The sequence below is a fragment of the uncultured Cellulomonas sp. genome, from assembly GCF_963527515.1.
Taxonomy (GTDB): domain Bacteria; phylum Actinomycetota; class Actinomycetes; order Actinomycetales; family Cellulomonadaceae; genus Cellulomonas.
In genome coordinates this window covers 1-13,697 of record NZ_CAURTV010000012.1, presented here as the reverse complement: position 1 = coordinate 13,697, position 13,697 = coordinate 1, and the positions used below count along the sequence as shown (strand labels likewise).

The following is a 13,697-nucleotide window of genomic DNA, read 5'->3' as shown; positions in this document are numbered from 1 at the left end:
GAGGAGGAGCCCATGACAGCCATCCAGACCCTCGGACTGACCCGCCGGTACGGCGACACGACGGTGCTCGACGGACTCGACCTCGCGGTGGAGCCCGGCACCGTGCACGGTCTGCTCGGCCCCAACGGCGCGGGCAAGACGACCACCGTGCGGATCCTGTCCACGCTGCTGGACCCGCACGGCGGCACGGCGCGCGTCGCCGGCTTCGACGTGGTGCGGCAGGCCGCGCAGGTGCGCCGTCACCTCGGGCTCGTCGGCCAGCACGCCGCCGTCGACGAGATCCTCGGGGGCCGGGACAACCTCGTGATGTTCGGCCGGCTCTCGCACCTGGGCGCCCGGCACGCGCGGCTCCGGGCCGACGAGCTGCTCGAGCGCTTCGACCTGGCCGACGCCGCCGACCGACCGGTGTCCACCTACTCCGGGGGGATGCGGCGGCGGCTGGACCTTGCGGCCGGGCTCGTCCTGGACCCGGCGGTCCTGCTGCTCGACGAGCCCACCACCGGGCTCGACCCCGGCGGCCGGCGCGAGGTGTGGCAGTCGGTCCGGGCGCTCGTCGCGGGCGGGACGGCCGTGCTGCTCACCACGCAGTACCTGGAGGAGGTGGACCAGCTGGCCTCCCAAGTGACGGTGCTGAACCACGGCCGCGTCGCCGCGGAGGGCACCCCCGACGCGCTCAAGGCGTCGATCGGCCAGGACCGGCTGGACGTCGTCGTGCGCGACGAGGCCGACCTCCCCGCCGCCCGGTCCGCGCTGTCGGCCGTCGCCGAGGACGCGGAGGTCGACCTCGACGGTCGCCGGGTCACCGCGACCGTCACCGACCGCGTCGCGGCCCTCACATACGTCGTACGCACGCTCGACGACGCAGGGATCGTCGTCGACGACGTCGCCCTGCGCCGACCCACCCTCGACGAGGTGTTCCTGCACCTGACCGGAACGACGAAGGAGGCCGCATGACCTGGGCACTGCGTGACTCGTGGACCGTGACCCTGCGCGACCTCGGGCACTGGCGACGCCGGCCGTGGGACCTGCTCATCGGGCTCGCGTTCCCGATCCTGCTGCTCCTGATGTTCGGCTACCTCCTGGGCGGCGCCATCGACGTGCCCGGCGGCTACATCGACTTCCTCTTCCCTGGCATGCTCGCCGTGACCATGGCGTTCGGGCTGGAGAGCACCATGACCGCCGTGGCGCAGGACGTGCAGCGCGGGGTCACCGACAGGTTCCGGTCCCTGACCATGTCCCGCGCGGCGGTGCTGCTCGGCCGGGCGACCGCGGACATGCTCGCCACCGTCGCCGGCCTGGTCGTCCTGCTGGTCGCGGGGCTGGCCGTGGGGTGGCGCGTCCACGAGGGCCTCGGCAGCGCGCTGGCCGGCGTGGGGCTGCTGCTGCTCCTGCGGTTCGCGTTCCTGTGGGTCGGGATCTACCTGGGCCTGCTGTTCCGCGGGCAGGGCGGGGTCATGGCCGTGCAGATCCTGGTCTGGCCGTTCGTGTTCCTGTCCAACGCGTTCGTGCCAATCACGACGATGCCCGGGTGGTTGCAGGCGCTCTCGGCGTGGAACCCGGTCACCGCCACGGTCGCCGCGACCCGGGACCTGTTCGGCAACCCCACGGTCGCGGCGAGCGGGTGGGCGGCCGAGAACGTGCACCTGCTGGCCGTGCTCTGGCCGGTGCTGCTCGTCGCTCTGTTCGGCACGCTCGCGGTGCGCCGCTGGGCACACCTGGGGCGGTGAGCGTCAGGCGACGTCGCGCCGGCGGAACACGAGCAGACCGACGAGCGCGAGCAGCACCGCCACCGCACCGAGGAGGAGGCCCGCATCGGTCTGCGACAGCAGGTGCGGCACGCCCGTGCACGACTGCCCCGTCGCGGTGGTCGTGCACGCGGTGGTGAAGTACTTCGCGCCGCCCTGCACCCACGCGTCCACGTTGGTGACGAGCGACCACCGCTTGAGCCAGTCCACCTGGTTGACCAGGATCGCCTCGACCAGCACGAGCCAACCGAGCAGCACCCCGAGGACCGCCGCGGTGTGCCGCGCCAGGAAGCCCAGGGCGGCGCCCACCACCGCGAACACCGGGGCGAGGGCGACGATGCGCAGCGCCACGTGGACGGGGGAGCTCAGGTCGGTCGGTCCGCCGGCCTCCACCGTGTCGAAGGACCGGTACGCCACCCACGAGCCGCCCAGCACGAGCGCGACCCCGACGGCGGCGACCGGGATCGTCGCGAGGCCCGCCGCCAGCACCTTGCTCAGGTAGACCCGCACCCGCCGGGGCGCGAACGTGAGCCAGTTGCCGATGGCGCCGGTGGAGAACTCGGCGGACACGAAGCTGCCCGCCAGCAGCACGGGGGCCAGGACGAAGAGGATCGCCAGCGAGGACAGGAGCGCCGTGGTGTCCCGGTCGAAGCTGGGCGTCGGCGGCAGCCAGCTCGCCAGCTCGGGCGCGGCCATGGTGTCGCAGCCGTAGTCGACCAGCTCCGGGTCCTCGGCGGTCTCCCGGTCCGCGGCCTCCTGCTCCCGGCAGTCGGCGACGTACCGCTCGCCGTTCTCCTCCCAGTCCGTCAGCGCCTGCTCGTGGTAGACCCGCGCCTGGTCCAGCTCGCCCTGCGACGGGGGGCTCGCCGCCTGCCACGCGTTGACCACGGCGAGCGCGCACACGACCAGGACGCCGGCGACGCCCAGCCGGATGAGGGTGCGGGACGCGAACCGGTCCAGCTCGACCCGCAGGAGCCGCATCACGACGCCTCCCCCGCGCGGTGGGTGGGTCTGCCGTCGGCCGCGGGCGGCGCGTGCGTCCCCGGGCCCCGGCCGGCCGTGAGCTCGAGGAACACCGACTCCAGGTCGGCGCGCACGGGCATGAGCTCGTCGACGAACAGCTGGTGCGCCGCGAGCGCCTGCGTGATGTGGGCCGACGGCACCCCGCCGTCGACCAGGAGGTACCGGCCGTCCGGGCGGACCGTCCACCCCTGCGCGGTCAGCACCTGGACCGCGCGCCCGGGGTCCGCCACCCCCACCCGGACGGTCGCGGCGGCACCCGTGCCGATGAGGTCGGCCACCCGGCCGCTGGCGATGAGCTCGCCGCGGGCGATGATCGAGACCGTGTCCGCCACCTGCTCGACCTCGGCCAGGATGTGGCTGGAGACGAGCACCGTCTTGCCGCGGTCGGCCAGCCCGCGCATCGTCCCGCGGATCTCCCGGATGCCGGCGGGGTCCAGCCCGTTGGTCGGCTCGTCGAAGATGAGCAGGTCCGGGTCCTTGAGCAGGGTGGCGGCGATGGCCAGCCGCTGCTTCATGCCGAGGGAGTAGCCGCGGTAGCGGTCGTCGGCCCGGTCCAGCAGACCGACGTCGGACAGGACCACGTCGACCAACCGCGTCGGCGCGTCGATCGCCCGGGCCAGCATCAACAGGTTCTTGCGGCCGGAGAAGCTGGGGAAGAACCGCGGCTGCTCGACGATCGCACCGACCCGCCCGATGACCTGCGGCAGCCGCTCGGGCACCTGCTCCCCGAACAGCGCCATGGTCCCGGAGTCCGCACGGATCAGGCCGAGCAGCATCCGGATGGTCGTCGTCTTGCCGGCGCCGTTCGGCCCGAGGAACCCGTGCACCCCGCCCACCGGCACGTCCAGGTCCAGCCCGCCGACCGCGACCGCGCGCCTGCCGGTGCGGCTGCGGTAGGTCTTGCGCAGGCCACGGGTGGAGATGGCGTAGTCCGTCGACACGTCGGTGTGCCCCCTGGCGGTCGGGCGAGGACCGGGCGGCGCGTCCGGTCGGGAGCACCGTAGCGTCCGGGGCTTCCCGGACCAGGTCAGACGCGCGTCGCGGCGAGCTGCTCGACCAGCCGCCAGCGCGACGACGTGCTCTCCAGCACCCGCAGGCCGGCGTCGGGCAGCAGCAGGATCGGGCGTCGGCGGTGGTGCTCCCCCGCACGCTCGGGCGTGACGGCGTCCAGCACCCGCTGGACGCCGCGGCCCAGGCGCGCGGACGACTCGACGTGGTCCGCCATGAGCAGGCGCCCGCCCGGTCTCAGCACGCGCGCCAGCTCCCGCAGCACGGCGAGCTCGTCGGCCACGCAGCACATCGCGAAGGTGGACACCACGGTGTCGACGGAGGCGTCGGGCAGGGGCAGCCGGGCCGAGTCGGCCCGCAGCACCGTGACGGGCACGCCCAGCCCCGCGGCGCGCGCCGAGGCCGCCCGGAGCATCTCGCCGCTCACGTCCGTGAGCGTGAGATCGGCGACGCGGTCGGCGTAGTACGGCAGGGTGGCCCCGGTGCCGACGCCGACCTCCAGCGTCCGGCCGGTGACGCGCTCCGCGATCCAGCGCCGGGCCGGCGCGAACAGCCGGGGCTCCAGGAACGCGGTGGTGCGGTCGTACCTCGGTGCCTGCTCGTCCCAGTACTCCGCTCGCGTCACGCTCACGGTCCCCCAGGGTGCCACCCTGCTCAGCGCTTCGGCCAGGTCCAGGCCGGGCCGTCCAGCACACCGACGCCGTCGACGGACGTGACGCCGCCGGTCTTGGTGAGCTCGACCGTCGTCGCGTCGGCGGCGCGGAGCGCGCGCACCAGGTCCCCGGAGTGGGTCACGACGAGCACCTGCGAGCGCTCCGCCGCGGACGCGACCAGGGCGGCGACCGCGGGCATCAGGCTCGGGTGCAGGCTCGACTCCGGCTCGTTGAGGACCAGCAGGTCGGGCGGCCGCAGGGCGTGGGCGGCCGCGACGAGCTGGAGAAACGTCAGCGTGCCGTCCGAGAGCTCCGCCGCGGACAGCGGGCGGCGCAGGCCGGGCTGCGTCATGGCGACCCGGCAGACCCCGTCGTCGTCCTCCGTGACCACGCGCGAGCCGGGGAACGCCACGTCGACCGACGCCTGCAGCGCGTCCGCGTCCCCGGCGAGCTCGATGGTGAGCAGTGCGGCGGCGAGGTCGTCGCCGCCCGGGGACAGCACCGGGGTGTACGTCGCGACGCCCGGCCGGCGGGCGGCGGAGTCGGCGTCGGTGCGCAGGTGGTCGTAGAAGCGCCAGCGGCGGGCCTGCTCGCGCAGGGCGAACAGGTCGGGCGTCGCCGCGGGGTCGGCCAGGAGCGCCATCACCGACTCGTGCGCGTGGACGGTCAGGGGGACCGTCGCCCAGTCGCCGGCGTCGTCCCGCGTGCGGACCCGCGACCCGGTGCGCTCGGTCAGCACCGTCGACGGGCGCAGCACCGGGCCCGCCCAGACCACCTCGGACTTGATCTCGGGGTCGAGCTCGAACGGACCCAGCTGCGGCAGGCCGAGGTCGATCGCGTAGGACAGCTCCTCCGTGGCGATGCCGAGGCGGACAGCGACGGGTCCGTCGCCGCGGCGGCCGGCGTGCACGGCGGACCGCATGCCGCCCTCGCGCGCCAACGAGGAGACGGCGCCGTCGCGGGCCACCTCGGCGAGCAGGCGCAGCGCCCGGTACACGCTCGTCTTGCCGCTGCCGTTGGCGCCCGTGACCACGGTGAGGTTGGCCAGCCCGAGGGTCAGCGAGCGCAGGCTGCGGTACCCCTCGACCGCCAGCGTCCGGATCATGGGCGCGACCCTAGCGGGGGCCTCTGACGGGCTCGAGGAGGACGACGGGGATGACGCGCGACGTGCGCTCCTGGTAGCGGGCGTAGTTGGGCAGCGCCTCGACGATCTGCGGCCAGAGCCGCTCGTGCTCCTCGGGCGTCGCCACCCGCGCCCTCATCGGCCGGCGCGGACCGCCCGCGACCGCGACCCGGACCTGCGGGTGCTCGCGCAGGTTGAGGAACCAGGACGGGTGCGCGTCGTTGCCCCCGGCCGACGCCACGACCACGAGGGTGTCGCCCAGCGTGACCGGCGCCGTGAGCATCGACGAGCGGGGCCTGCCCGAGCGCCGCCCGACCGTGACCAGCTCGAGCGACGGGAGCCCGACGAGCACCCCGCCGAACCGCCCGCGGCTCACCGTCAGCAGGGCGCGGTGCAGCCCGCTCAGGGCGCGCATGACGACGGTGCTGGTCATGGGTCGATCAGAGCACGGCCGACCGCCCGGCGCGTGTCGGACCCCTTTGCGACGATGGCGCCATGACCCGATTCGTCGTCGACGCCGCCGCGGCGCTCCGGCTGGCCGCGACCGGCGCTCCGGTGCCCGACGAGCACGAGCTCCTCGCGCCCACGCTCCTGCGCTCGCAGGCGCTCTCCGCGATGCACGCGGCGGTGCACCGGGGACAGCTCGACGCCGCGGAGGCGCGGTCGCGCCTGGACCGGCTCGGCAGGCTGCGGATCCGGCTGCTCGGCGACGGCGTCCTGCGCAAGGTCGCCTGGACGGTCGCCGACGAGCTCGGCTGGGAGTCCACGTACGCCGCCGAGTACGTGGCGCTGACCCGGCTGCAGGCCGACTACCTCGTCACGCTCGACGACGATCTCGCGTGTGCCGTGGCCGGCGTGGTGCCGACCGCGCCGTTCGACGCTCTCCTCGACCCGGCATCCGTGCCACGATCCCCTGCGTGAACGTGTCCCTCAGCCCGTGGTCGACCTCCGACGCCGACGCGCTCGCCGCCGCGGTGCGGGAGAGCCCTGACCTCGCCGTCCAGCTCGGGGACCGGGCCCTCGGCCAGGCCCCCGTGGCCCTGCGGTACATCGAGCGCTACCTCACCGACGACGACGCCACGGTCGCGTTCGCCATCCGGGTGGACGGCGTGGCGGTGGGGCACGCCGCCCTGAGCCACGTCGAGCGCCGGCACGACTCGGCGTGGGCGTCGTACTGGGTCACCGCCAGCCGGCGCGGTCGCGGGCTGGCGTCGCGGTCCCTGGCCACGGTGGCCGCGCACGGCTTCGACGACCTGGGCCTGTTCCGGCTGGAGCTGGGCCACCGGGTGAACAACCCCGCATCGTGCCGGGTGGCCTCCGCTGCGGGGTTCCGCGCCGAGGGGGTCGAGCGGTCGAAGCTGCGGTACGGCAGCGACCGGTACGACGTCGAGACGCACGCCCGCCTGTCCACCGACCCGGCGCCCCGGATCGCCCTCGTGCCGATCCTGATGGCCGCCGGTGCGGCGTGGCGATCGGGCGACACCCCGTGACGCCGCAGCGCGACGGCTGGCAGCATCGCCGGTCGTGACCTCGGACAACCCCTGGCAGCTGCCCGCGGCCGGCGACGTGCCGCAGACGCTGTTCGGCGGCGTCCGGGTGGTGCAACGGATCGAGCGTGAGCGGGTGGTCGAGGCCCTGCGCTCGGCGGTGGCGATGGTGCAGGCCTGCATCGGCGTCGACGTCACGTGGTGGACCTCCACGGCGACCGACCAGGACGGTCCCGACGCGACAGCACAGGACCTGATGCGCCCCGGTCTCGACTGGGCGTTCGTCCACGACAGGCCCGGCGCGGCGTCATGGATCGCCCTGTCGGGCGCATCCACCTCGCTGCTCGGGCACCCCGGGCACCCGCAGCGGGAGGTCGCCCACGTCGTCGCCCGGTTTCCGGAGCACGTCCTTGCGCTGGGTGCAGACGTCGGCTCCACCAGCGTGGCGGTGTCCGTCCAGCGGTGGGCGATGTACGGCTCGGGCGAGGACCTGCGCCGGGTCGCGGCGCCGCTGTCGGACTGGATGCTCCAGACCGCGGTCTCGCTCGGGTGCGACACCGGCTACGCCATCCTGGACACCGTCGACGCCTTCGACCCGGCCAGCGCCTGGCAGCGCCGGACCGGCCTGGCCGTCGGCACCGAGGAGGACGCGACCGGGCTGTGGGGGTACGGCTGGGCCACCCTCCTGTCGGACCATCACGTCGACCGCGCGGGTGGCCTCGACGTGCTGAGCGCGATCGCGGGTGCCGAGGTTCGGGACGTTCCCGGTCGGCGCGCGTGGGTCAGTCTCGGCGACGACCCCGCGGCGGTCCCCGACGCCGCCCTGCACGCGCTGCACGCGACGCTCCTGCCCGCCTTCCCGGACGGCGACCCCGAGCCGCATGCCGCCGTGCTCCCGCCGTCGGTCGCCGACGTCACCTCGCGGTGGCGGGCGGACGTCGCAGCGGCGCGGGCCGCCGGCCGCACGGTGGGTGCGTTCGGCCCGGTCGGCTTCACGCTCGACGCCGGGGTGCCCGCTCTGGTGGTCCCGCACGTCGAGTGGGTCGGCCCCGACCTCGACTTCCTGCCGTTCACCGGCCTGGGCGCCGACGCCGCAGGCGCCCTCCTGGACCGCCTCGACGCCGGCGTGCTCGACGTGCGGACCGGCGCCGGCCCCACCCTGCGGACCGCGCTGCGCGCGGCGGTCGCTCACCCGGGGGTCGTCCTGCTCACGGGGCACGTGGTGGGACCGGGTCGCGACGACGAGCGGCTCACCGTCGAGGGGGCCCACCTGCACGACCCGGTGCTGGCAGGGCTGGACCGGGCCGCCGTCGCCGCGGCCTGGCAGCGGGTCGTCGCCCTCGGCCTCGACGACGCCCTCGGCTCCCCGGACGAGCTGCGCGCGCCGACCGAGGACGAGCCGGACGCCTGGACCGTGTGGTGGGACTGACACCCACCTCTGCCACAGTGGCCTCACCCACGACCCGGAGGTCCCTCGTGCCCGCACTGCCCCTCGACGGGCGCGTCGTCCTGGTGACCGGTGCGAGCCGGCGTATCGCGATCGGCGCCGCAGTGGCCCGACGGCTGGTGGCCGACGGCGCCGCCGTGCTCGTGCACTCCTGGTCCCCGCACGACGCCGAGCAGCCCTGGGGCGCCGACGAGGGCGGGGCCGACGCCTTGGTCGACGAGCTGCGGTCCGCGGGCGGCACGGTCGAGCACGTGTCGCTGGACCTGGCGGACCCGGCCGCCCCGCACGCGCTCGTCGACGCCGCACACTCCGCGTTCGGCCGGCTGGATGCCGTCGTCGCCAACCACGCGCGCAGCTCGGGACAGTCGCTCGAGCAGCTGACCGCCACGGAGATCGACCTCTCGTACGCGGTCAACACCCGGGCCGCGCTGCTGCTGGTGCAGGCGTTCGCGGCGCGGCACGCGGGCGGGCCCGGAGGTCGCGTCGTCCTGTTCACCTCCGGGCAGTACCGCGGGGCGATGCCGGGCGAGCTCCCCTACATCGCGTCGAAGGCGGCGCTGCACGAGGTGACCGCGAGCCTCGCGGTGCACCTGATGCCCCGTGGCATCACGGTCAACTGCGTGAACCCCGGCCCCAACGACACGGGCTACGCGGACGACGCCGCACGAGCCGCCGTGAGCGCGCGCAGCCCGGGCCGCCGGTGGAGCACGCCCGCCGACACCGCCCGGCTCGTCGCCTGGCTGCTCAGCGACGAGGCGGACTGGGTGACGGGGCAGACCATCGCGTCCGACGGCGGCTTCTCGTCCCTCTGAGCCCTCTACGCTGCGCACGTGAGCGAGTTCGCGGACCTGATGGCGGAGCACCCCTGGGTCACGATCGGCGTCGTCGCCGTCGTCCTGCTGACCGGCTGGCTCCGCCGTCCGCGCCGAGCCCCGCAGCACCCGACCCGTTCCCGCGGGGCGCTGCCACGGCCCGGCGAGGTGTGGTTCGCCCAGGTGCCGTTCGAGGACGGCACCGGCAGCAAGGACCGGCCGGTGCTGGTCCTGTCGACGACGGTCGGCTCGTGGCAGGTCGCGCGGTTCACCTCGCAGGACCGCAGCGGTCGGCAGGACTTCCTGCGGGTCCCGCAGGGGATGCACGGGCTGCCCACGGCGAGCTGGCTGGACCGACGGCCGCTCACGCTGGACCGGACCGCGTTCCGGCGGCACGTCGGGGACCCCGGCGAGGCCTTCGTCGCCTGGTACCAGGGCGCCACCGAGAATCGCGGGTGACCCGGACGGCGGGGGCGACTAGCGTCTCGCCCTTGTGAGCCGGATCGTCGACGTCGTCGTCCCGCGCAGGCTGGGCACCGGGTTCCGGTGGCTGCTGGCCTCGTCGTGGAGCTCGAACCTCGGCGACGGCATCGTCCTCGCGGCGGGTCCCCTGCTCGTGGCGTCGCGCACCGAGGACGCGTTCCTCGTCGCGCTCGCGGCCCTGCTCCAGTGGCTGCCACCGCTGCTGTTCGGCCTGTGGGCGGGTGCGCTGACCGACCGGCTGGACCGCCGGCGTCTGGTCATCCTGGTCGACTCGCTCCGCACCGTCGTCCTGCTGCTCCTGGCCGCCGCCGTGGCCCTCGACACCGCGCCGATCGTGCTCGTCCTGGTGGCGATGTTCCTGCTGGGCACCGCGGAGACGTTCGCCGACAACGCGTCGAGCACCCTGGTGCCGATGCTCGTCCGGCGCGACGACCTGGCACTGGCCCACAGTCGCATCCAGGCGGGGTTCGTCACCGTCAACCAGCTGATCGGCCCGCCGCTGGGGGCGTTCCTGTTCGCGGTCGGGCAGGCGTGGCCGTTCGCCACCGAGGCGGTGCTGGTCGCGGCGGGCGCGGTGCTCGTCTCGCGGATCTCGCTGCCCCCGCACCTGAGCGGACCGCGGACCACCCACCTGCAGCACGACATCGCCGAGGGCGTCCGCTGGGTGCTGCACCACGCGGCCGTCCGCACGCTGGTGCTCACCATCCTCATCTTCAACGTGACGTTCGGCGCCGCGTGGTCGGTGCTCGTCCTCTATGCGCGCGAGCGGCTGGGGCTGGGAGCGATCGGGTTCGGGCTCATCACCACGGTCGGGGCCGTCGGTGGGCTCGTCGGGACGGTGTCCTACGGCTGGATCACGCAGCGGGTCAGCCTGGCGAACCTCATGCGGATCGGGCTGATCGTCGAGACCCTCACGCACCTGGCCTTGGCCCTGACGACGACCGCGTGGTTCGCCCTGGTCGTCTTCTTCGTGTTCGGGGCGCACGCGTTCGTGTGGGGCACCACGTCGGTGACGATCCGCCAGCGGGCGGTGCCGACCGAGCTGCAGGGGCGGGTCGGCAGCGTCCACCTGGTCGGGGTGTTCGGCGGGCTGGTGGTGGGTGCGGGCATCGGCGGGCTGCTCGCCCAGCGGTACGGGGTGACGGCGCCGTTCTGGTTCGCCTTCGTCGGCTCCGCGGTCTTCGTGGTGCTGATCTGGCACCAGCTGCGGCACGTCGCGCACGCGGACGAACAGGACGTGCCCGAGCCCGTTTGACGCGTGGATCGAGATCGATCAATATAGGGCCGTGCCAAGCATCGCGATGAGCCCCGCGTCCGCGGACCTCGTCGCCCGCTCGCTCAAGGCGCTGGCGGACCCGCTGCGCCTGCGCGCGCTCTCGCTCATCGCCGCCAGCCCCACCGGCGAGGCCTGCGTCGAGGACGTCAGCGAGCTCACGTCGGTCTCGCAGCCGACCGTGTCCCACCACCTCAAGGTGCTCCGGGACGCGGGGCTGGTCACGGCGCAGCGCCGCGGCACGTGGGTCTGGTACCGGATCGCCCCCGAGCACCGGGGTGCGGTCCGCACCGTGCTGGAGGCGTTCGCCGCCGCCGAGGAGCCCGCGGCGGAGGCGGTGCCCGACCTCGACCGGGTGCTCGACCGCATCGCCGCCGACCTCGCCCCGCGGTATCCGACGATCGACGCCGCCCGCGTCCGGGACGTCGTGCGTGACTCCTCCACCGCGCTGGCCCGCACCGGCGCCGGCGCGCGGACCAGCACCCTGACCGAGCGCTTCGCCCGGCAGCGCCTCGACGACCTGGTCCGCATCGAGGGCGGCACCACCGTCCCGCGCGTGCTCTTCGTCTGCGTCGCCAACGCGGGTCGCTCGCAGCTGGCGGCGGCCCTGCTCCAGCACCACGCGGGCGACGCGGTGCTCGCCAGGTCGGCCGGCTCCGCCCCCGCCGCCGCGATCCACACCCACGTCCGCCCGGAGCTCGACGCCCTGGGTGCCGCCGGCTTCCCGAAGCCGCTGACCGACGACGCCGTCCGCGCCGCCGACGTCGTCGTGACCATGGGCTGCGGCGACGTGTGCCCGGTCTACCCCGGCACGCGCTACGAGGACTGGGCGGTAGGCGACCCCGCCCTCGCCTCACCGGACGGCGTCGCCGCCATCCGAGCCGACATCGACGCCCGTGTCCAGCACCTGCTCACCACCCTTGGAGTGACATGACCCAGCCCAGCGTCCTGTTCGTCTGCGTGCACAACGCCGGCCGGTCCCAGATGGCGGCCGGCTTCCTCAAGGCGCTGTCCGGCGGCGCCGTGGAGGTCCTCTCGGCCGGGTCGATGCCCGCGGACACGGTCAACCCGGTGGCGGTCGACGCGATGGCGGAGGTCGGCATCGACATCCGCGCCGAGCAGCCGAAGGTGCTCACCACCGAGGCCGTCCAGGCGTCCGACGTGGTGGTGACGATGGGCTGCGGCGACGCGTGCCCGTACTTCCCGGGCAAGCGGTACGAGGACTGGGTGCTCGAGGACCCGGCCGGGCAGGGCATCGAGTCGGTCCGCCCGATCCGCGACGAGATCCGCGCCCGGATCCTCACGCTCCTGGACGAGCTGGGCGTGGAGCCCGTCGGCGCGTGACCGACCTCGTCCGTCGGCTGGGGGTCACCGACGCGGTCGTCGTCGGGCTCGGCGCGATGCTGGGCGCCGGGGTGTTCGCGGCCTTCGCCCCCGCCGCGCAGGCCGCCGGCTCCGGTCTGCTGATCGGACTGGCGATCGCCGCGGTGGTGGCGTCCTGCAACGCCACGTCCTCGGCGCGCCTGGCGGCGGTGCACCCGGAGTCCGGCGGCACCTACGTCTACGCGCGGCGGCGGCTCGGAGAGTTCTGGGGCTTCCAGGCGGGCTGGTCGTTCGTCGTCGGCAAGACCGCGAGCTGCGCGGCGATGGCGCTGACGTTCGCGTCCTACGCCGCACCCGGGCACGCCCGGCTGGTCGGGATCCTCGCGGTCGTGGCGGTCACGGCGCTGAACTACCGCGGCGTGCAGAAGTCGGCCCTGGTCACGCGAGTGATCGTCGTCCTCACGCTCGGGACGCTGGCACTGGTCGTCGGCGCGTCGGTGGCGGGCGGGACCGCGTCGACGGACAACCTGACAGGCGTCGACCTCGGCGGCGTGCTGCAGTCCGCGGGGCTGCTGTTCTTCGCGTTCGCGGGGTACGCGCGGATCGCCACGCTGGGCGAGGAGGTGGTCGACCCGCAGCGCACGATCCCGCGGGCGGTCCCCCTCGCGCTCGGGATCGTGCTGGTGGTCTACGCCGTGGTCGGCGTCTGCGCGCTGCTCGCCCTCGGGCCCGACGGCCTGGCCGCGACCGCCGCGCCCCTGCGCGCGGTGGTCGAGGCGGGCGCGTGGGCCGCGCTCAGCCCGGTCGTGCAGGTCGGTGCCGCCGTCGCGTCGCTCGGGGCCCTGCTGGCGCTGGTGCTCGGGGTGTCACGGACGGCCTTCGCGATGGCCCGCGACCATGAGCTGCCGCCGTACCTCGCAGCCGTGCACCCCCGTCACGGCGTGCCGTACCGGGCGGAGCTGGCCGTCGCGGCGGTCGTGGTCGCGCTCGTCGCGACCCTGGACGTGCGGGGTGCGATCGGCTTCTCGTCGTTCGGCGTGCTCACCTACTACGCCCTGACCAACGCCAGCGCCCTGCGGCTGGGCCGCGACGAGGGCCGCCCGCCGCGGTGGGTGGCAGTGCTGGGGCTGGTCGGCTGCGTGGTGCTCGCGCTCACGCTGCCGCTGCCGTCGGTGCTCGGCGGGCTCGCCGTGGCGCTCGTGGGCGCGGGTGCCTGGGCGGTCCGGCGGGGGCGGGGGCGCCGGGGGGCGCCGCCCCCCCGCGCCGTGGGGGCCCCGGGCCCGCCCCCCGGGGCGCCCACCCCCCGCGGGGGGGGGGGGG

The 13,697-nt window shown here is 75.0% G+C and carries 16 protein-coding genes; 11 read left to right on the top strand and 5 right to left on the bottom strand.

Going from position 1 to position 13,697, the window contains the following annotated elements; translation table 11 throughout:
* Nucleotides 1–12: 12 nt before the first annotated feature.
* A complete protein-coding gene (locus RYN42_RS05480; protein ID WP_315094413.1) occupies nt 13–954 on the top strand; it encodes an ATP-binding cassette domain-containing protein in 942 nt (313 codons plus the stop codon).
* The gene (locus RYN42_RS05475; protein ID WP_315094411.1) at nt 951–1,727 is read left to right on the top strand and encodes an ABC transporter permease; all 777 of its coding nucleotides are present in this window, start codon (nt 951–953) and stop codon (nt 1,725–1,727) included. Before RYN42_RS05480 ends, RYN42_RS05475 begins: the two co-directional genes overlap by 4 nt.
* Before the next feature lie 3 nt (nt 1,728–1,730).
* On the opposite strand, the gene RYN42_RS05470 is transcribed toward RYN42_RS05475, so the two are convergent.
* The 5 genes from RYN42_RS05470 to RYN42_RS05450 form a co-directional block, all read right to left on the bottom strand.
* On the bottom strand, nt 1,731–2,726 hold the full coding sequence (locus tag RYN42_RS05470; protein WP_399552403.1) for an ABC transporter permease subunit: 996 nt from the start codon (nt 2,724–2,726) through the stop codon (nt 1,731–1,733).
* Entirely contained in the window at nt 2,726–3,709 is a 984-nt protein-coding gene (locus RYN42_RS05465) for an ATP-binding cassette domain-containing protein (protein ID WP_315094409.1), read from the bottom strand. The genes RYN42_RS05470 and RYN42_RS05465 overlap by 1 nt, the downstream gene beginning before the upstream one ends.
* An 86-nt stretch (nt 3,710–3,795) precedes the next feature.
* A complete protein-coding gene (locus tag RYN42_RS05460; protein ID WP_315094408.1) occupies nt 3,796–4,407 on the bottom strand; it encodes a class I SAM-dependent methyltransferase in 612 nt (203 codons plus the stop codon).
* Between the two features lie 23 nt (nt 4,408–4,430).
* A complete protein-coding gene (locus RYN42_RS05455) occupies nt 4,431–5,534 on the bottom strand; it encodes an AAA family ATPase (protein ID WP_315094406.1) in 1,104 nt (367 codons plus the stop codon).
* 10 nt (nt 5,535–5,544) lie between these two features.
* On the bottom strand, nt 5,545–5,985 hold the full coding sequence (locus tag RYN42_RS05450; RefSeq protein ID WP_315094405.1) for a nitroreductase/quinone reductase family protein: 441 nt from the start codon (nt 5,983–5,985) through the stop codon (nt 5,545–5,547).
* A gap of 62 nt (nt 5,986–6,047) precedes the next feature.
* Here RYN42_RS05450 and RYN42_RS05445 point away from each other — a divergent pair, with 62 nt between their 5' ends.
* From RYN42_RS05445 to RYN42_RS05405, 9 genes are all read left to right on the top strand, one after another.
* A complete protein-coding gene (locus tag RYN42_RS05445; RefSeq protein ID WP_315094404.1) occupies nt 6,048–6,473 on the top strand; it encodes a hypothetical protein in 426 nt (141 codons plus the stop codon).
* Nucleotides 6,470–7,042: a GNAT family protein gene (locus RYN42_RS05440; RefSeq protein ID WP_315094403.1), complete on the top strand. Its 573-nt coding sequence runs from the start codon at nt 6,470–6,472 to the stop codon at nt 7,040–7,042. The genes RYN42_RS05445 and RYN42_RS05440 overlap by 4 nt, the downstream gene beginning before the upstream one ends.
* A 34-nt stretch (nt 7,043–7,076) precedes the next feature.
* Nucleotides 7,077–8,468, top strand: a complete 1,392-nt coding sequence (locus RYN42_RS05435) for a hypothetical protein (protein ID WP_315094402.1) — start codon at nt 7,077–7,079, stop codon at nt 8,466–8,468.
* 47 nt (nt 8,469–8,515) lie between these two features.
* Nucleotides 8,516–9,298: an SDR family oxidoreductase gene (locus RYN42_RS05430; protein WP_315094399.1), complete on the top strand. Its 783-nt coding sequence runs from the start codon at nt 8,516–8,518 to the stop codon at nt 9,296–9,298.
* 18 nt (nt 9,299–9,316) lie between these two features.
* Complete coding sequence (locus RYN42_RS05425) at nt 9,317–9,757, top strand: hypothetical protein (protein WP_315094398.1); 441 nt, start codon at nt 9,317–9,319, stop codon at nt 9,755–9,757.
* Between the two features lie 34 nt (nt 9,758–9,791).
* Nucleotides 9,792–11,036 carry an MFS transporter gene (locus tag RYN42_RS05420; protein ID WP_315094396.1) on the top strand — a complete coding sequence of 415 codons (1,245 nt, stop codon included), beginning with the start codon at nt 9,792–9,794 and terminating at the stop codon, nt 11,034–11,036.
* A gap of 46 nt (nt 11,037–11,082) precedes the next feature.
* On the top strand, nt 11,083–11,988 hold the full coding sequence (locus tag RYN42_RS05415; RefSeq protein WP_315094498.1) for a metalloregulator ArsR/SmtB family transcription factor: 906 nt from the start codon (nt 11,083–11,085) through the stop codon (nt 11,986–11,988).
* The gene (locus tag RYN42_RS05410) at nt 11,985–12,398 is read left to right on the top strand and encodes an arsenate reductase ArsC (protein WP_315094394.1); all 414 of its coding nucleotides are present in this window, start codon (nt 11,985–11,987) and stop codon (nt 12,396–12,398) included. The genes RYN42_RS05415 and RYN42_RS05410 overlap by 4 nt, the downstream gene beginning before the upstream one ends.
* A partial coding sequence (locus RYN42_RS05405; RefSeq protein WP_399552398.1) for an APC family permease occupies nt 12,395–13,697 on the top strand: 1,303 nt, incomplete at its 3' end. The genes RYN42_RS05410 and RYN42_RS05405, both read left to right, overlap by 4 nt.

Bases quoted from the DNA above. Each gene is read 5' to 3' on its own strand.
- RYN42_RS05480 (WP_315094413.1), top strand. From the start codon at position 13: ATGACAGCCATCCAGACCCTCGGACTGACCCGCCGGTACGGCGACACG.
- RYN42_RS05475 (WP_315094411.1), top strand. From the start codon at position 951: ATGACCTGGGCACTGCGTGACTCGTGGACCGTGACCCTGCGCGACCTC.
- RYN42_RS05470 (WP_399552403.1), bottom strand. From the start codon at position 2,726: ATGCGGCTCCTGCGGGTCGAGCTGGACCGGTTCGCGTCCCGCACCCTC.
- RYN42_RS05455 (WP_315094406.1), bottom strand. From the start codon at position 5,534: ATGATCCGGACGCTGGCGGTCGAGGGGTACCGCAGCCTGCGCTCGCTG.
- RYN42_RS05450 (WP_315094405.1), bottom strand. From the start codon at position 5,985: ATGACCAGCACCGTCGTCATGCGCGCCCTGAGCGGGCTGCACCGCGCC.
- RYN42_RS05445 (WP_315094404.1), top strand. From the start codon at position 6,048: ATGACCCGATTCGTCGTCGACGCCGCCGCGGCGCTCCGGCTGGCCGCG.
- RYN42_RS05415 (WP_315094498.1), top strand. From the start codon at position 11,083: ATGAGCCCCGCGTCCGCGGACCTCGTCGCCCGCTCGCTCAAGGCGCTG.
- RYN42_RS05410 (WP_315094394.1), top strand. From the start codon at position 11,985: ATGACCCAGCCCAGCGTCCTGTTCGTCTGCGTGCACAACGCCGGCCGG.